Consider the following 14,468-nt stretch of genomic DNA (forward strand, 5'->3'; position numbering starts at 1 on the left):
TTTCATAAGGTTTTTGCAATTTTTCTGTAGCAAAAAAATTTATTTATCCACATCTTGTGGATGACTGACGAACACCATCCGGTCTTGACCCGCAAGATCTTTTACTACAGTGACTTCTTTGTTGGGAAAAGCGGCTGCAAAAAGCTGTTGAACAGCTAATCCTTGCTGAAAGCCGATTTCTAGCGCCATTTGCCCGTTAGGCGCCAAACAATTCGGTGCTTGCTGTGCCAATTGCTTATAGATCGCCAATCCTTGTTCTTGTGCAAAAAGCGCCATTTTAGGCTCTTTTTCTCTTACGCTGATATCCATCAGCGGCCACTCTTCAGCGCTGATATACGGCGGGTTGGAAACGATCAGATCCCATTGCTGATCTGCCACGGGTTCTAAGGTATCTCCTTGGAAAAAGCGGATCTCTGCGTCTAAGGTTGCCGCATTTTCTTTAGCAACGGCTAATGCCTCTGCTGAAAGATCCACGGCACTTACGGTCCACTGGGGACGTGCTAATTTCAAGGCAATGGCGATCGCTCCAGTACCTGTGCCGATGTCTACGACTCGCAGCGGCTGATCTGCTGGTAATTTTGCCAAACACTTTTCCACCAGCTCTTCGGTTTCTGGACGCGGGATCAAGGTTGCAGGGGTCACTTTTAAGCGATGCCCATAAAATTCTTCATACCCTAATAAATATTGCGGTGGTTCATGCTGCAACAGCTGTTCAAGATCTGCTGCGATCTGTGCCTCATCTTCCCTTAAGATGGGTTGGTCCATATGCAGCAGCCAATCGAGTTGCTGCCAGTTTTTTCGCTGTAAAAACAGGTATTGGATCGCATACCCGTCCAGCCCTTTCGTTTCTAAAAAAGAAGAAGCCCGTGAAAGGACTTCTCGATAGGTTTTAGCCATTTTGCATCTCATCTAATTTTGATGTTTGATCGTAAACGATCAGTGCATCAACAATTTCATCGAGTTTTCCAGCTAAAATTTGATCCAATTTTTGAATAGTCAACCCGATACGGTGATCTGTTACGCGGTTTTGCGGGAAGTTATAGGTGCGAATCCGTTCAGAACGATCGCCGGTACCCACTGCTGATTTACGGTTTGCGTCGTATTCGCTTTGTGCTTCTTGCTGCATTTGGTCATAGACCCGTGCCCGCAAGACTTTCATCGCTTTCTCACGGTTTTTCAGCTGTGAACGCTCATCTTGCATCGCAACAGCGATCCCTGTTGGCAAGTGCGTCAGACGAACAGCAGAAGCTGTTTTGTTGACGTGCTGACCACCAGCACCAGAGGCATGGTAAATATCGGTCCGAATATCTTTGTCTGCGATATCGATTTCGACTTCTTCAGCTTCGGGCATAACCACGACCGTTGCCGTAGACGTATGGATTCGGCCTTGTGATTCGGTAGACGGTACCCGCTGCACTCGGTGGGCGCCGCTCTCATATTTCAATTTTGAAAAGACGTTGTCGCCAGTGATCATCATGATGACTTCTTTGTAGCCGCCGATCCCAGTGACGTTGGCATCCATGACTTCGACTTTCCAGCCTTGGTTTTCCGCATATTTTTGATACATATTGAAAAGATCGCCAGCAAATAAGGCTGCTTCATCGCCGCCTGCTGCACCACGGATCTCCATGATGATGTTTTTGTCATCATTCGGATCTTTTGGCAATAACAAGATTTTGATGCGTTCTTCTAAAACATCTTTTTCTTTTTTCAAGTCAGAGAGTTCTTCTTTGGCCATCTCTGCCATTTCCGCATCAAGGTTTTCCCCAAGCATTTCTTCGGTATCCTTGATTCCCTCAACGACTTCTTTGTAACGACGGTAGACTTCCACCGTTTCCCGTGTATTGGCTTCTTCTTTTGAAAGCTGCATGAAGCGTTTGGTGTCAGAGATCACGGCTGGATCACTAAGTAATTCGCCTAATTCTTCGTAACGGTCTTCGATTGCTTGTAACTGATCGTACATTGATTATTCTCCTTCTTTTTTCATTCCCGGGTGAAAGTAATGTTTGCGGCAAACAGGATAATACGCTTCGTTACCGCCGATTTGTACTTGGTCGCCCTCGTAAACGGGTTTTCCGTCGATATAGTGCAAGTTCATGGTTGCTTTTTTATGACAGAACCAGCAGATGGTTTTCATCTCTTCGATTTTATCTGCGTAAAGCAGCAAGTATTTTGAGCCTTCAAATAATTCATTGCGGAAATCATTTTTCAAACCAAAGGCCATCACAGGGATACCTAGCTCGTCCACGATTTTGGTGAAAGCCAGCACGTGATGCTTCTTTAGGAACTGTGCTTCGTCGATCAAAATACAATAAGGTTTGTAACCGAGGTCTTTGATCAAATGGAACAGATCCGTTTCATCAAAAATCGGGATCGCGTCTCGTTCTAAGCCGATGCGGCTCGAAACATTTCCCACACCGCTTCTCGTGTCCAATCCACTTGTCATGATCACGACTGGTTTGTCTTGTTCTTCATAGTTGTGAGCAACTTTCAGTATCTCGATCGTTTTCCCACTATTCATTGCGCCATATTTAAAAAAAAGCTGTGCCATCTCGCCCATCCTTCCTCATACTCCTTTGGTATTATACTTGAAAAAGGAGAATTTTTACAGACTTAAATTCGACACCTGCCGCCTTTTACGCAAGAGTTTTACGAAAAATTAACGGATTTTTGCCGCCGCCATCTCTTACTCGTTTCTGGCTTTTTGAGCAACTTCTGCCAATACTTGACAAGCCAGCGGATATTCTGGATTTTCATTCCCATTGATATCCGTTGCAATGATCACAAATCCGAGCTGCTGATACAGCGTGATTGCTGCATGGCTCCAGGTTTGCGTATGAAGATACATCGGCTCGTTGGCTGCCTCCAAGACAGAAACGACTTGCGTGACCAAGCCGCGAGCGATTCCTTGACGTTGAGCTTGCGGCATTACTGCTACCCAATGGACTAGTGGAACCGGTGTGCCGTCTTGCTTGGCTTTTTTCCAAGCGGTAGCCGTACCGACCGGTGTACCTGATTGATCAAGGGCAAAAAACATTCGTTGGCCTAGCTGTGCTTGCTCGGGCATAAATTCCTTTTCAAAATACGCAAATGCCTCGGCCTCATTGTCAAACTCTCCGACGGATGTTTCAATCCGTGCCCAGTGCCTTTCGTCTCCTGCTTGGTAGCTGCGTAATGAATAGTTATCGGATTGAACAGGCTGGATCGGTGTGCTTTTGTGCGCTCGTTTCATCCAGATTTCTGCATATGGAATTGATTTATCTAACATTGGTTGTGCCTCTCTTTCTCATTTTGTTTTCTCGTAAAGAACTCATTTTCTGCTTTTTTCCTTCTTACAAGCATATCTCTTGTTTTTCTCTACTAGAAGCATACCATAGAAGCAAAGGAGGAATACCTATGAAAGATACGGCAATTTTTGCTGGCGGTTGTTTTTGGTGCATGGTGAAACCTTTTGACTCGCAGCCAGGCATCCTCAAAGTGGTTTCTGGCTTTACTGGCGGCCATGTGCCTAACCCAACCTACCAACAAGTAACGACAGGAACCACCGGTCACACCGAAGCAGTTGAGATCACCTTTGATCCTGAGGTCATCTCTTATGAAGAATTGGTTGCCATCTATTGGCAGCAGACAGACCCCACGGATGCGTTTGGTCAGTTTGCCGACCGTGGTGATTCCTATCGTCCAGTGATTTTTTACAATAGTGAAGAACAAAAAGCGGTTGCGGAAAAATCAAAGGCGCAGTTGCAAGCTAGCGGCCGCTTTGACCGTCCGATCGTAACGAAGATCGAACCAGCAGAACCTTTTTATCCTGCAGAAGACTACCATCAAGATTTTTACAAAAAAAATGCAGCCCATTACAATGCTTATAGCGAAGGCTCAGGACGAGCTGGCTTTATTCGCCAAAACTGGGCCTAACATTTTTGGAGCATGCCTCCCGATTCATCATTAACAGCCGATTTGCTCTCAAGGCAGATCGGCTGTTTTCTGTTTCTTTTGCCAAAAGGAAATTGACAGTCAGGGCATTTTCGCGATACACTGATTAGAAAATTCTGACGATTATAAAGGAGTGTTTGTTTGATGTTAGCCAATGAAGTCCGTCCAGGTCCTAATCGGTATATTACTGGCGATGGGGTCTTAGCTGATTTGCCAGAGTACTTAAGTGAGTTCCAAGAAGTTGCTGTGATCACTGGGGAGCAGTCATTCGATGTGTTTTCAGCCTATTACCCCCATTCATTTGACTACCCGATCTACCGCTACGATGGATCATCGAGTTATGAAAATGCGCAAGCCTTAGCTGAAGCGATCCAGCAAGCGGATGCCGTGGTGGCAATCGGCGGCGGCAAAGTCGCTGATACAGCAAAAATCACCGCCCAAACCCTTGGCGCAGAATTGATCGTGATCCCTACATTGGTTTCTAACTGTGCACCCTTTACCCCTGTGATCGTCGCCTATTACCCTGATCATACGATTTGTAAAATCGACTATGCCAAAAAAGGTGCCTACATGACGATCGTCGACACCCGTTTTTTACTAGCTACACCCGTTGATTACTTTATCGCGGGGATCGCTGATACGTTAGCCAAATATTATGAAATGGAAGCCATCGTCCGCAACATGGCAGAAGACGACAAGACTGCCTTAGTACGGCTAGGTTTCCAAAGCGCTCTTTTGATCAAAAACTTGTTGATTGCCGATGCGATCCAAGCCGTCAAAGACCTAGAAGTCGGGCAGCTGACCCCCGCCTTCGCCCGTATCACCGATGCGATCATTGCTTTGGCAGGCGAAGTTGGTGGTTTTGCAGTCGAATTTGGCCGCACGTCTGGTGCGCATGCGCTGCATGACGGCTTGTCTTATTTGAGTGAGACCCATAGTGTCTTGCACGGCAATAAAGTCGCCTACTGCATTTGGGTCCAGCTTGCCTATACCAATGATTTTGATGTGATTGAAGAATTACGGCCATTTTACGAAGCTTTGCACTTGCCAATGAAGCTGAAGGATCTCCACGTGACACGCCTTGATCGGGATTACTTCGCCTCGGTTCTGACCTATGCTGTCAAAGAAGAAGAAACCTTTATTTTGATCGATCCTGCGATCACACCCGAAAAAGTCTATCAGGCGATCGAAGCGGTGGAGGCGCTGTAAACCTTACACATTGCTAAACAACTATATAAAAAAACTGTTTCTCTAATGCACTTCGGAAACAGTTTTTTTATTTGATCAAACAGACACGCAGTAGCGATCCTGGCTGCGCATGTTCTTAACGGGCAACAGCAACTGAAGCATTGCCCATCACTGCACGACTTCACCCAGCAGCCCGTTTTCTAAGCAGTAATGATAAATGCCTTCCTCGGCTACGTGACCGATCACTTCATCGGCGATTGCTTTTAACTCATCCGAAGCATTATTCATTGCGAGACCCCAGCCGACTGCCTCCAGCATCTCAATGTCATTGTTGCCATCGCCAAAGGCAATGGCTTCAGATTTATCCAAGCCATAGTAAGCCAGCATTTTGGCAATGCCGCTTCCTTTCCCACTGCTGGCTGGAATAATATCGACTGCGCGATCCCACCAGGCGGTGATTTTCGCCTCCGTGGTATTTGCCATCACTTTGGCGTAGTCTTTTTTCCCTGAGCCAAGCATCACTTGGAAAATGTCTTGCTGCTGGATCACCTCATCAAAATCTTCTGCCACGATCACTTCTTGGTGGGCAAAGGAAAAATACTCAACTAAATCATCATCTTTGCCATTGGCAACCGTTCGGTCCTTCGTAGCGATCGCTACTGGACGCTTTAGTGCCGTGGCATTTTCAATGATTTGCTGAACATCTTTTTTAGGAATGGGGTTTTGGTGGATCCCCTCGGCTTGATTAAAACAATACGATCCGTTAAAGGTCAAAAACGCATCGAAGGTCACGCCTTCAAATTGCGGCAACGCGATGGGACTTCTGCCAGTCGCAATGCACAACAGGATCCCTTGCTTCTTCAAGGCTTTTAATGTGGCTAACATTCTTTCAGAAATTTGCTTTTTGCTCATATCGATCAGTGTGCCATCAACATCGAAAAAAATAATTTTTACGTCTTTCATGATACTCCCCATTTCCGTCTCGATTTTCAAAAAATTTGATGCGCTTTTTTGTCCGCTTTCTCGCTATTGTTCCGTGCGGATCGTCGCTGCTATCTTTTTCTTCTTTTATCTTCTCATAAATTGCCAGCGTTTTCTTCTGAAATCGCGAAATCCTTACTGATTTGCTTCGAGTTTTTAAGTTTCTTAAGCAATCAAGCTGCCGCAAGAACCACAGCCTGATCGTTTCCTCTAACCCAACGGCCCTTTCCAAAAGCTTTTCCTTACACAATTTCTGCTGCTCATGAATTCTATCCTGCTTTCTTTCAAATCTACTTGGTTCTTTGGTATACTGGGGATAGTTTATTTAGTGAGGGGTTTTTTGTAATGAACTTTACCCGCTTTGCCCGCTTGACGCAGCGCAGGAGCAAGACGTTTATTTCCCAGAACGTGTCTTCAATCCAAGTGATTGTTTTTTATTATATCGTGATGACGGTGGTCTCTTTGGGGCTTTTTTCACTCCCCTTCTTTCGAGAACCCGGCTCTCATGTCGCGTTTATCGATCTGTTCTTTATGGCGGTCAGCACGGTCAGTGTCACTGGGCTGACTACTTTTCCGATCAATGACGTGTTTAACGACCACGGGGTCATCTTATTGGAAGTCCTCTTTCAAGTCGGCGGTTTAGGGATCATGATGATCTCGACCTTTTTTGCGATCGTCTCACGGCGCAAAATCAGTTTAAAGCAGCGCCAGTTGATCATGACGGATATGAATCAGCCAAAGCTTAGTGGGATCGTTCGGATGATTCGAACGACGTTTACAATCATCTTGCTTTGTCAGGTGGTAGCAGGCACGATCTTCGCTGTTTATTTTCATCTTTACGGCTATTATGACAATTGGCGAGATGCGATCTTTTATGGGTTTTATCAAGCGATCTCTGCTGTGACCAACTCAGGGTTTGATGTGACGGGCAATTCCATCTTGCCGTTTTCCCATGATTATTTCTTCCTGACGTGTATCATGATTTTGATTTTTATCGGGGGGATCGGATTTCCAGTGATCATGGACTTTCGGGAATGGGTCCTTTTTAAAACGAAAAAACAACGCCGCCGCTTGCCGTTTCGCTTTTCTTTATTCACAAAAATTGCTGTTTTGGCTTTCGTGATCCTCTTTGTCGGCGGTACATTAGCGATCTTTTTCCTTGAGAAAGATTATTTGTTCAAAGATTACAGCTTTAGCGGTATGTGGATGAACAGCATGTTTTATTCCATGACAACGCGGAATGCTGGCCTACAGATCCATGACTTAGGCAACTTTCAAACCACGACGTTGATCGTTTTCTCCTTGCTGATGTTTATTGGTTGTAGTCCCAGCTCTGTTGGCGGGGGGATTCGGACGACGACCATTGCCATCATTGGGCTGTACCTCTATGCCTTCTTGAAAAGTGAGGACAATATCAATATCTTCGGTCGCCGGATCGATCAAGATGACGTCCGCAAATCAGTGGTGGTCTTCATGCTTTCGATGGGCATGTGCTTCTTTTGTGTCTTATTCTTGACCGCCATCGAGGATATCCCTTTGATCGCCATTATTGTTGAAGTTTCCTCGGCATTTGGAACCACAGGGCTTTCTTTAGGAATCACGGGCGATTTATCAACCATCGGCAAACTCGTGATTGCTCTTTTGATGTTTATCGGCCGTGTCGGTATGCTGTACACCTTGATGTTATTCGTACCAAAAGAAACACGTGACTTAGGCTACGAGTACCCAACGGAAAAAATCATTATCGGTTAAAGCAGCAGCAAACCTTCTGCCAGGTTTGCTGTTTTGCTTTTCAAGCCTTTGATCATCGCAAGTAAAAGAGCCATTTATCAGAATGGTCTTTGCAGAAATTTAAAGAATCGCAAAAGCAATTTAACCTTTTTCTTGGTATATGGTATGATAAATTGAATTTGCACAATGAAAGCATTCGCTCTAATGGAGGGTTACATTATGGGAATACGAAGTCATCTGGCTGTTTCAGTCGGTAAGACCTCTCAATGGGTATTAAAGAACTTTTTCAAAGGCGGCTCAAGCCTGCCTGGTAAATTAGCATTAAAAGTTGATCCACATATATTAGATCATTTGGCGAAAGATTACCAAGTCGTCGTGATCACAGGCACCAACGGCAAAACATTGACGACTGCCTTGACTGTCAATATTTTGCGCCAAGAATTTGATGAAGTATTGACGAACCCCACCGGCGCCAATATGGTCCAAGGGATCGTTTCAACCTTTCTATCGGCACGCCCTAAAAAAGGCAAAAAATTCGCGGTTTTAGAAATCGATGAAGCCAGTCTCAGCAAAGTAACGAAGTACATCAAACCGGAATTATTCGTTTTCACCAATATTTTCCGCGATCAAATGGACCGTTATGGCGAGATCTATACGACCTATAAAATGATCGTTGAAGGTGCCGCAAACTCACCAGAAGCTACGATCCTCTGCAATGGGGATTCGCCACTGTTCAATTCGGTAGCAACTGTCAATCCGCGGAAATACTATGGATTTGATCATTTGCCAGATGAAGAGCAGATGGCCCATTACAATACGGATGGCGTGTTGTGTCCTGAGTGTCATCACATTTTACACTATAAAATGATCACCTATGCCAATCTTGGAAAATACTACTGCCCAAATTGCGGCTTCCATCGACCAGAATTGGATTATAAACTGACGGAAATGACCGCAATGGACAACACCTCTGCTGACTTTGTGATCGATGGCAACGACTATCGCATCGAAGTTGGTGGGATGTACAATGTCTACAATGCGCTGGCGGCAACTGCGGTTGCGGAATATTATGGCGTAGCACCTGCAAAAATCAAATCTGGTTTGGCCTATGACGAAAAAGTCTTTGGTCGCCAAGAAGTGATCCGCATTGGGGACAAAGAATGTACGTTAGTCTTAGTTAAAAACCCTGTTGGTTTGAACCAAGTCATCGATATGATCGGCCTGTCGCCCTATCCTTTCTCGCTAGTCAGCTTGTTGAATGCCAACTACGCAGATGGGATCGACGTCAGCTGGATTTGGGATGGCGACCATGAAGCGTTTGCCGATATGGGGATTCCTCAAGTGATCGCTGGTGGTGATCGTCACAAAGATATGGCGTTGCGGCTAAAAGTTGCGGGGATCCCTGAAGAAAAAATCATTGAAACCCCTGAACTTGATGACGTCATCAAGCAAATCGCAGACTTACCAACAGAAAAAGTCTATATTTTAGCGACTTACACTGCAGTCTTGCAGCTACGCAAAAAGCTTGCGGAAAAAGGCTATATCAAAGGAGGAATGAGTCGTGACTAAGTATCAACTGAATGTTGCCCACTTGTATGGAAATCTTTTGAATACTTATGGCGACAACGGCAATCTCTTGATGCTGCGCTACGTGGCCGAAAAACTAGGCGTGACCTTCAACGCAGAGGTCGTCAGCATTCACGAGCCCTTCGATCCTGAAAAATATGATCTCGTCTTCTTCGGTGGCGGACAAGATTTTGAACAAGTGATCGTTTCACAAGATATCCAATCAAAAAAAGAAGCCCTGACCAGCTATATCGAAAATGATGGCGTCATGCTGGCGATCTGCGGCGGCTATCAATTGCTGGGTCATTACTACATCGGTGCCAACGGTGAGAAAATCAATGGGATCGGCGCCTTGGATCATTACACCTTAAGCCAAGAAAACAACCGATTCATCGGTGACATCGTGATCCACAATGAAGAATTCGATGAGACCTATTATGGCTTTGAAAACCATAATGGCCGTACTTTTTTAGGTAAAGGGGAAAAACCATTGGGGAAAGTCATCCAAGGACAAGGAAATAATGGCGAAGACCAAACCGAAGGCGTGGTTTACCGCAATGTGTTCGGCTCTTACTTCCACGGACCGCTCCTTGCAAGAAATGAGCATTTGGCAGAGCGCTTGATCCGCACCGCCCTTGCCAATCGTTATGGCAACGTCGAAATTTAAATACACGTACGGAGCAAACAAACCTGTTTTTCGCAGGTTTGTTTTTTTATGGGAAATTTCCCCGCAGTTGCCACTTTTTCTCTTTGTTTGCTTCTACGTTCCTATGCTGCCTCGCTTTATTGTAACCGCTATCTTTCTTTTCTATACTGAGGTTGTAGTAAAAATTGAAAGGAGATGTTAAGAAATTATGATGGAAAAAGTTCAGCGGTTTGGCGGTGCGATGTTTACCCCGGTCCTCTTGTTTTCCTTTTCAGGGATCATGGTCGCGCTGTGTATTATCTTTAAAAATCCGATGCTTGTGGGGAGCATCGCCACTGAAGGCTCTACTTGGTACAACATTTGGACGATCATTGAAAACGGAGCGTGGACGGTCTTCAACCAAATGGAATTATTATTTGTCATTGGATTACCGATCGGTCTCGCAAAAAAAGCCAATGCGCGAGCGGCAATGGAAGCCTTTGTCGTCTATATTACTTGTAATTATTTTATTTCTGGCATGATCGAGTACTTTGGTAGCTTCTTCGGTGTCAACTTTGCAGCTGATCCCGGCGGTTAGAGTGGTTTGAAAATGATCGCTGGCATCAAAACATTAGATACTGGTATTATCGGAGCAATTTTTATTTCGGCGATCGTCGTCTATCTTCACAACAAGTTTTTCGATACGAAGCTGCCTGATTTTCTCGGAATCTTCCAAGGCTCTTCCTTTGTCGTGATCCTCGGTTTCTTTTTAATGCTGCCAGTTGCTTTCTTGATCGCATTGATTTGGCCGAAAGTCCAAGCTGGCATTGGGTCCATGCAAGGGTTTCTAGCAAGTGCTGGGGTCTTTGGGGTCTGGCTCTATACTTTCTTAGAGCGAATATTGATTCCCACAGGTCTCCATCATTTCGTGTATACCCCCTTTGTTTTTGGTCCCGCTGTCGTCGAAGAAGGAATCTCCAAATACTGGATGGCACATTTACAAGAATTTGCCCAATCCACCAGACCATTGAAAGAGCTTTTCCCTGAAGGGGGCTTTGCTTTACATGGCAATTCTAAGATCTTTGCTGCACCAGGGATCGCTGCTGCTTTTTATTTCACAGCCAAGCCTGAGAACAAAAAGAAGGTCTTAGCGATTTTGATCCCTGCCACTTTAACTGCCGTTTTAGCTGGTATCACTGAGCCATTGGAATTCACCTTCCTCTTTATCTCACCACCCCTCTTTGCGGTGCACGCTGTTTTAGCAGCGACCATGGCGGCAACGATGTTTGCCTTCGGGGTCGTTGGAGATATGGGGGGCGGCTTGATCGATCTGTTGGCGAAGGTCTGGATTCCGCTATTTCAAAATCATCGCAGTATGATCTTCACGCAGCTGGTGATCGGGTTAGCCTTTACTGCCCTTTATTTCCTTGTTTTCCGCTTCTTGATCCTCAAATTTAAGTTAGCCACACCAGGACGGGAAGAAAACAATAGCGAAGTCAAACTATACACCAAAAAAGATTACAAAGAAAAACAAGCCAACACTGGAACGCCAGTGATTGCTGGTGCCAATCGCTACACCGAACAAGCCGCAGTCTACTTAGAAGGGTTTGGCGGTCGCGACAACATTGATAAAGTCACTAATTGTGCCACTCGCCTAAGAATCACCGTCAAAGATCAAGACCAAGTGCTGCCAGATGACATCTTTAAAGGCGCTGGTGCCCATGGTGTTGTTCGCAACGGCAACGCCTTCCAAGTGATCGTTGGTCTGGATGTGCCACAAGTGAGAGAACAATTCGAAAAATTATTAGCTGTATCAGACTAAGGAGGAAACAAAAATGAAAAAATTTTCAATCGTGATCGCCGGAGGCGGCAGTACCTTTACCCCAGGAATCGTCTTGATGCTTTTGGAACACTTGGATCGTTTCCCGATTCGCCAAATCAAGTTTTACGACAATTTGGAAGAACGACAAGAAAAAGTTGCACAAGCTTGCGAGATTTTATTGAAAGAACGCGCACCAGAAATCAGCTTTTTAGCAACCACTGATCCCGAAACCGCATTTCAGGATGTCGATTTTGTGATGGCGCATATCCGAGTTGGCTTGTATGCGATGCGCGAAAAGGATGAAAAAATCCCTTTGAAATATGGTGTGGTCGGCCAAGAAACTTGTGGTCCTGGCGGGATCGCTTATGGGATGCGTTCTATCGGCGGTGTATTGGAGTTAGTCGATTATATGGAAAAATATTCCCCTGATGCGTGGATGTTGAATTATTCCAATCCTGCAGCGATTGTCGCAGAAGCGACTCGTAAATTGCGCCCTGATGCCAAGATCATTAATATTTGTGATATGCCAGTGGGAATCGAAGAACGGATGGCGCAAGCGATCGGTTTAGCTTCTCGCAAAGAGTTGGTGGTTCGCTATTATGGCTTGAATCACTTTGGCTGGTGGACAGATATACGAGACAAAGCTGGCAATGATTTGCTGCCGCAGATCCAGGCGCATGTGGCAAAATACGGCTATTCATTGCCAGAAGAAATCGAAGCGAGCCAACATGCTGATGCCAGCTGGATGCACACCTTTGCCAAAGCAAAAGAAGTGTACGAAGTTGATCCATCCACTTTGCCAAATACCTACTTGAAATATTACTTTTTCCCTCAAGATGAAGTGGCGCACACCAACCCATCTTTTACACGGGCAAATGAAGTCATGGCTGGCCGCGAAAAACACGTCTTTGGTGAATGCCAACGCATCGTAGAAAACCAGACAGCGACTGACACCACGCTTGAAGTGGATGAACACGCCAGTTACATCGTTGACCTTGCACGAGCGATCGCTTATAACACGCAAGAACGGATGCTGTTGATCGTGCCTAACGAAGGAGCGATCGTCAACTTTGATGAGCAGGCAATGGTGGAAGTACCTTGTATCGTCGGCAGTAACGGGGCAGAACCAATCACACAAGGCAAGATCCCTCGCTTCCAAAAAGGATTGATGGAGCAACAAGTCGCCGTAGAAAAATTAGTCGTGGAGGCTTGGGCAGAGGGTTCTTACCAGAAATTATGGCAAGCACTGATTCTTTCAAAAGTGGTCCCAAATGCCCGTGTAGCCAAAGAATTACTCGATGAATTGATTGAAGCAAATCAAGCCTTTTGGCCAGAATTACACTAGCCAGCGTTCTTCGCCTCCCCTCCTGGCTTTTCAGCTATACTTAATCAATAAGGAGGGGTTTTTGTGAAATTACAGTATTTGATTCAACAGCACCAATCAGAGTTAAGTGAACTTGATCGTGGCATTCTAAACTACATTCTTTCCAACGGCGACACCGTTCTATCTATGGGGATCGTCGAGCTATCCGAGCAGGTTCACGTCTCCAAGTCTTCTATTTTACGGTTGACGAAAAAACTTGGTTTTTCTGGCTATTCCGAGTTCAAATATTTTCTACGGCATCAGCAAGAACAGGCAACAACGATTTCGCAACAAAAAACGATTTTTGAAAAGCAACAAGAGGATATTTTCGCCACCCTCAACTATTTAAAAACGGTAGACTTAGCTGCCCTCAACCGCTTGTTTGACCGCAGCAAAACTATCTACTGCTACCCAACTGGGTTTTCCCAAAAGAAAGCACTGGAGGAGTTTTCCAAAATGATGCTTTCTATGGAAAAACGAGTGATCGTATTGCCGAACAAAACGGAATTTGATATGGTCATGCCGATGATCACTGCCGAAGATTGTGTGATCATCGCCTCACTGTGCGGCGAAACAGAAAACGTCAAAGAGAATCTGACGACTTTTGCGATTCGTCAGATTCCCGTTTTGACATTGAGTGCACCAGGAGATAATTATTTTGCTCGCCATTCAACGTTTCACCTGACCTATTATTGCGATTTTTTTCAAATCGGTCGCAAGAAAATCCCTAGCCAGTCTTTGATTGGACTAAGCTGCTTGATTGATTATTTGATCCGTTCCTACGGACTATTCACTTTACAGGAGGGCAACCATGACTAAACGAAAATGGGCGTTTCCATTGATTTTACTGAGTTATTGGCTTTTGATCGCCGGTGCTTACTATCTTTATCTTTCCTTGACTGCCTTCAACCATGGGATGACCTTTGCCCAGTACCTCAGCTCACAACCGTTAGCCGCTTTAGGGGTCTTGTTAAGTAGTCTCCTTTTGCTGCAAGGGGCTTGCCTGTACTTTATTCAACGGTTTTCCATGAGTAAAAAAGGCCTTTTGGGTCAGTATTTATTCCTGATCTTCTTTCAACAGTTGCTGACAGCGAATGTCATCGGCGCAGGACTCGTCTTTTTTACAAGAAGAAGTCTTTCAAGTCAGGAGGAAAACGCAACCTGGGGCGAAAAGAGTTTTACCTATGGGGCATTAGCATTCATTCTTTTATTGAGTTTATTCTTTTTCCTCTTTGTTCGATCAGCGATTTAACTTCCCC

Annotated in this window: 13 protein-coding genes and 1 pseudogene; 9 read left to right on the forward strand and 5 right to left on the reverse strand. The window is 45.2% G+C overall.

Annotation, left to right across the window (positions count from 1 at the left end; all coding sequences use genetic code 11):
- Positions 1-39 precede the first annotated feature (39 nt).
- The 4 genes from prmC to IGJ25_RS16010 all read right to left on the reverse strand — a co-directional run bounded on the left by prmC (position 40) and on the right by IGJ25_RS16010 (position 3,268).
- Complete coding sequence (gene prmC / locus IGJ25_RS15995) at positions 40-897, reverse strand: peptide chain release factor N(5)-glutamine methyltransferase (RefSeq protein ID WP_225001287.1); 858 nt, start codon at positions 895-897, stop codon at positions 40-42.
- Complete coding sequence (gene prfA / locus IGJ25_RS16000; RefSeq protein WP_005227884.1) at positions 890-1,963, reverse strand: peptide chain release factor 1; 1,074 nt, start codon at positions 1,961-1,963, stop codon at positions 890-892. Before prfA ends, prmC begins: the two co-directional genes overlap by 8 nt.
- A 3-nt stretch (positions 1,964-1,966) precedes the next feature.
- Complete coding sequence (locus tag IGJ25_RS16005; RefSeq protein ID WP_005227882.1) at positions 1,967-2,551, reverse strand: thymidine kinase; 585 nt, start codon at positions 2,549-2,551, stop codon at positions 1,967-1,969.
- Positions 2,552-2,686: 135 nt separating this feature from the next.
- Positions 2,687-3,268 (reverse strand): GNAT family N-acetyltransferase, encoded by a 582-nt coding sequence (locus IGJ25_RS16010; RefSeq protein WP_081116874.1) that lies wholly within the window; start codon positions 3,266-3,268, stop codon positions 2,687-2,689.
- A gap of 128 nt (positions 3,269-3,396) precedes the next feature.
- On the opposite strand from IGJ25_RS16010, the gene msrA reads away from it, so the two are divergent.
- Together msrA and IGJ25_RS16020 are read left to right on the forward strand one after the other, a co-directional pair.
- On the forward strand, positions 3,397-3,915 hold the full coding sequence (msrA, locus tag IGJ25_RS16015; RefSeq protein ID WP_005227878.1) for a peptide-methionine (S)-S-oxide reductase MsrA: 519 nt from the start codon (positions 3,397-3,399) through the stop codon (positions 3,913-3,915).
- A gap of 162 nt (positions 3,916-4,077) precedes the next feature.
- The gene (locus IGJ25_RS16020) at positions 4,078-5,142 is read left to right on the forward strand and encodes an iron-containing alcohol dehydrogenase family protein (RefSeq protein WP_016609917.1); all 1,065 of its coding nucleotides are present in this window, start codon (positions 4,078-4,080) and stop codon (positions 5,140-5,142) included.
- A gap of 147 nt (positions 5,143-5,289) precedes the next feature.
- On the opposite strand, the gene IGJ25_RS16025 is transcribed toward IGJ25_RS16020, so the two are convergent.
- Positions 5,290-6,084 (reverse strand): HAD family hydrolase, encoded by a 795-nt coding sequence (locus IGJ25_RS16025; RefSeq protein ID WP_324638534.1) that lies wholly within the window; start codon positions 6,082-6,084, stop codon positions 5,290-5,292.
- 312 nt (positions 6,085-6,396) lie between these two features.
- Here IGJ25_RS16025 and IGJ25_RS16030 point away from each other — a divergent pair, with 312 nt between their 5' ends.
- The 7 genes and pseudogenes from IGJ25_RS16030 (at position 6,397) to IGJ25_RS16060 (ending at position 14,461) form a co-directional block, all read left to right on the forward strand.
- Positions 6,397-7,854 (forward strand): TrkH family potassium uptake protein, encoded by a 1,458-nt coding sequence (locus IGJ25_RS16030; protein ID WP_225001286.1) that lies wholly within the window; start codon positions 6,397-6,399, stop codon positions 7,852-7,854.
- A gap of 198 nt (positions 7,855-8,052) precedes the next feature.
- Entirely contained in the window at positions 8,053-9,402 is a 1,350-nt protein-coding gene (locus IGJ25_RS16035; RefSeq protein WP_005227862.1) for a Mur ligase family protein, read from the forward strand.
- Complete coding sequence (locus IGJ25_RS16040; protein WP_005227859.1) at positions 9,395-10,066, forward strand: type 1 glutamine amidotransferase; 672 nt, start codon at positions 9,395-9,397, stop codon at positions 10,064-10,066. The genes IGJ25_RS16035 and IGJ25_RS16040 overlap by 8 nt, the downstream gene beginning before the upstream one ends.
- Before the next feature lie 187 nt (positions 10,067-10,253).
- Positions 10,254-11,846 (forward strand): annotated as a pseudogene (locus IGJ25_RS16045) (alpha-glucoside-specific PTS transporter subunit IIBC).
- 13 nt (positions 11,847-11,859) lie between these two features.
- Positions 11,860-13,191, forward strand: coding sequence for a 6-phospho-alpha-glucosidase (locus IGJ25_RS16050; RefSeq protein ID WP_008379332.1), 1,332 nt, complete (start codon positions 11,860-11,862; stop codon positions 13,189-13,191).
- Between the two features lie 63 nt (positions 13,192-13,254).
- The gene (locus tag IGJ25_RS16055) at positions 13,255-14,028 is read left to right on the forward strand and encodes a MurR/RpiR family transcriptional regulator (RefSeq protein ID WP_225001284.1); all 774 of its coding nucleotides are present in this window, start codon (positions 13,255-13,257) and stop codon (positions 14,026-14,028) included.
- Entirely contained in the window at positions 14,021-14,461 is a 441-nt protein-coding gene (locus tag IGJ25_RS16060) for a hypothetical protein (protein WP_311947885.1), read from the forward strand. Before IGJ25_RS16055 ends, IGJ25_RS16060 begins: the two co-directional genes overlap by 8 nt.
- Positions 14,462-14,468: the final 7 nt, after the last annotated feature.

The sequence above is a fragment of the Enterococcus sp. DIV0240d genome (assembly GCF_051711245.1).
GTDB classification, from domain to species: domain Bacteria; phylum Bacillota; class Bacilli; order Lactobacillales; family Enterococcaceae; genus Enterococcus_D; species Enterococcus_D casseliflavus.